The sequence below is a fragment of the Propionivibrio sp. genome, assembly GCF_017995515.1.
In the GTDB taxonomy this organism is placed as follows: domain Bacteria; phylum Pseudomonadota; class Gammaproteobacteria; order Burkholderiales; family Rhodocyclaceae; genus Propionivibrio.
Genome location: NZ_JAGOIT010000178.1, coordinates 1 through 3,386 on the forward strand (window position 1 = coordinate 1; position 3,386 = coordinate 3,386).

Genomic DNA, 3,386 nt, shown 5'->3' on the forward strand with positions numbered 1-3,386 from the left:
TCGCCTTCGCGGCATCCGGCTGCTCCGGCTCGGCCGGGGTCTGCGGTGGCTCTTTGCGTTCGAACACCACGCGTTCGGCCTTGTCGTCCCAGCGTGCGCTGGCGTGATCGCCCTTGCCGATGCCGCCACCGAGCATCTCGCGCGCCAGCGCAGTTTCCAGCTCGCTGCGGATCAGGCGCTTGAGTTCACGCGCACCGAACTCGGGCTTGTAGCCTTCTTCCGCGAAATGGTCGATCAGCGTCTGATCGAAAGTGAGCGTCACGCCCTGGCTGGCGGCGCTGCGCGCCACGCGATCGAGCTGCAGGCCGACGATGTGGCGGATCTCCTCCTTGCCCAGCGCATGGAAGACGATGATCTCGTCGATGCGGTTGAGGAACTCGGGCCGGAAGTGGCCGCGCAGCACGTCCATGACCTCGGCCTTGGTCTTTTCGTACTCCTCGCCAGCCGCCTCACGCGCCTTCAGCCGTCGCTGGATGATGTCCGAACCCAGGTTGGACGTGGCGATGATGATGGTGTTGGTGAAATCCACCACCCGGCCCTTGCCGTCGGTGAGGCGACCGTCGTCGAACACTTGCAGCAGGATGTTGTAGACGTCAGGGTGTGCCTTCTCGATCTCGTCGAGCAGCAGCACGCTGTAGGGCTTGCGCCGCACCTTCTCGGTGAGCTGACCGCCTTCGTCGTAACCGACATAGCCCGGAGGCGCGCCCACCAGCCGCGCCACGGTATGGCGTTCGCCATATTCCGACATGTCGATGCGCAACAGGGCGTGCTCATCGCCGTAGATCGATTCGGCCAATGCCTTGGCGAGCTCGGTCTTGCCCACCCCGGTCGGGCCCAGAAACAGGAAGGTAGCCACCGGTTTGCTGCCTTCGCGCAGGCCGGCGCGGGACAGCCGCACGGCATCGGCCACGGCACGGACCGCCTCGTCTTGTCCCACCAGGCGCTCGTGCAGCCGTTGTTCCAAGTGCAGCAGCTTTTCGCGCTCTTCCACCGTCAACTCGTTGACCGGGATGCCGGTCAGGCGCGAGACGATCTGCGCCACGTGTTCCGCCTTGACCTCGGCACTGCCGGAGGCCCGCTCCCGCTCCCAGTCCTCGACGAGCTTCTTGAGCTCGGCCTCCTTGGCTTCGATGCGCTTGCCGAGCTCGGCGGCCTGGTCGTACTGCTTGCGCGCGGCCACGTAATCCTGTTCACGCCGCAGCTGGTGCAGTTCGGACTCCAGCTCCTGCACGGCCACCGGCCGGGCCGTGGCCGACAGCTTCACGCGCGCGGCCGCCTGGTCGAGCAGGTCGATCGCCTTGTCCGGCAGGAAGCGCGCCGTGATGTAGCGGTCGGACAACTCGGCCGCCGCGATGATCGCGTCCTCGGAGATGCTGACCTTGTGGTGCGCCTCGAAGGTGTCGCGCAGGCCGCGCAGAATCATGATGGCCTGGGCCACCGTCGGCTCGGGCACCGTCACCGGCTGGAAGCGCCGCTCCAGTGCGGCATCCTTCTCGATGTATTTCTGGTACTCGTTCAGCGTCGTGGCGCCGATCAGGTTGAGTTCACCGCGCGCCATCATCGGTTTGAACACGTTGGCCACGTCCAGCCCGCCTTCGCCACCGCCCTGGCCGGCACCGACGATGGTGTGCACCTCGTCGATGAACAAAATCAGCTCGCCCTGGTGCTCGGTCACCTCCTTCAGCACCTTCTGCACGCGCTCCTCGAACTCGCCGCGATATTTGGCGCCGGCCACCATGGCGTTGATGTTGAGTTCCACCAGGCGCTTGTCGCGCAAGGTCTCGGGCACTTCACCCGCCACCATGCGCTGCGCCAGCCCTTCGACGATGGCGGTCTTGCCCACACCCGGCTCGCCGATCAGCACCGGGTTGTTCTTCTTGCGCCGGGCCAGCACCTCGATGGTGGTTTCGATCTCCTGCGCGCGGCCGATCACCGGGTCGAGCTTGCCGTCGCGCGCCATCTTGGTCAGGTCGCGCGAGTACTTGTCGAGTTCTGGCGTGTTGGTCGGCGTCTCAGCGCGGCCATCCTCGGCGCCCTTGCCGACCACCTTGCTGACCTGTTGGCGCAGCGCCTGCGGCGTCAGGCCGTAGCGGCGCAGCAGGTTGGCGGCCAGCCCTTCGCCTTCCTCGGCCAGACCGATCAGGAAATGCTCTGGACCGACATAAGAATGGCCGAGTTCATTGGAGGCCACGAAGGCGCGGCTGAGCGCATCCTTCACGCGCGGCGACACGCCGATCTCGCCCTCGAAGGGCTTGTCCCCGCGCTTGGCCTCAGACTCGATCTGCCGCTTGAGGTCATCGACCTTGATCTTGAACTGACCCAGGATGGTCTTGACCACGTCGCTGTCGGCCAGCGCCAGCAGCAGATGTTCGGTATCCACCTCGGAGCGGCCAAATTCGGCAGCGTGTTTGGCGGCCTCCTGCAGCAAGGCTTCCGACTGTTCGCTGATGCGGCTGGCCAGCCCACTGCCGCGACGGCGCGGCGCACCCGAACCTGCGGCGGCGGGCTCGCCAAACGAGGCATCGACCACGTCATCGGTATCGGCGGCAACTGGCGTCGCGTCGTCGCCGATGCGGAAGAAGTCACTGCCGAGGAAGTCCTCGAACAGGCCGCTGCGCGAGCCGAACAAGGCTTCCAGCGGCGAAACGGTGCGCTTTTGCTGGCGCACTAATTGCCGGTAATGGTCGTCGCACAACAGCATGGTGCTGTTACGACCGTTGAGATTGGCTTCCACCCGCACGGTGGCGGGTTGGCCGCAGACCTGGCATTGTTTTCTGGCCATGCTGATGCTCCTGAGAAGGTTGACAAGGTTGAGGCGACGAGGCATCGCGAGCCGCGACTCCTCGTCTCGTGCCGGGTTTTTCTTGTGACGAACGAGCCGGCGACGTCAGCCGTTGATCGGGATCGAGCGTCCCTGCTTCGGCGCGCTGACCTCGCGCTTGTCGATCGTGACCGTGAGCACCCCGTTCTTGAACGATGCCTTGATCGAATCCTGGTTGGCGTCGTCAGGCAGGTTCAAGGCACGCTGAAAGCTGCCGTAGGAGCGCTCCACACGGTGGAAGCCACCTTCCTTCTTCTCCTGTTCCTGGCGCTTCTCGCCACGCACCATCAGCACGTCGTTGTCGAGAGTGATCTGGATGTCCTTCTCCTCGACACCGGGCACTTCCAGGGCAATCTTGTACTGCTTGTCGGTTTCCTGGATGTCCAGGGCCGGCTTCAGCATGCCCGACCAATCGGATGGCCACTGCGGCATGTTCAACGCCGGAAAACCGAAGCCCCGGAATGCGTCATCGAACAGCCGGTCGATTTCCCGATGCAGTTGCAGGATCGGGCTGACTGGCCCGCTCGCCGCTGGCAGGTCATTGCGCTGCACCGGCAGGGAAGAG

At 64.9% G+C, this 3,386-nt stretch carries 2 protein-coding genes; both read right to left on the reverse strand.

From position 1 onward, the window contains the following. On the reverse strand, positions 1-2,782 hold a 2,782-nt coding region (gene clpK, locus KBA32_RS16775; RefSeq protein ID WP_294361410.1), incomplete at its 3' end, for a heat shock survival AAA family ATPase ClpK. 105 nt (positions 2,783-2,887) lie between these two features. After that, positions 2,888-3,386: small heat shock protein sHSP20 (gene hsp20, locus KBA32_RS16780; RefSeq protein ID WP_061360421.1), on the reverse strand; the 499-nt coding region annotated here is incomplete at its 5' end.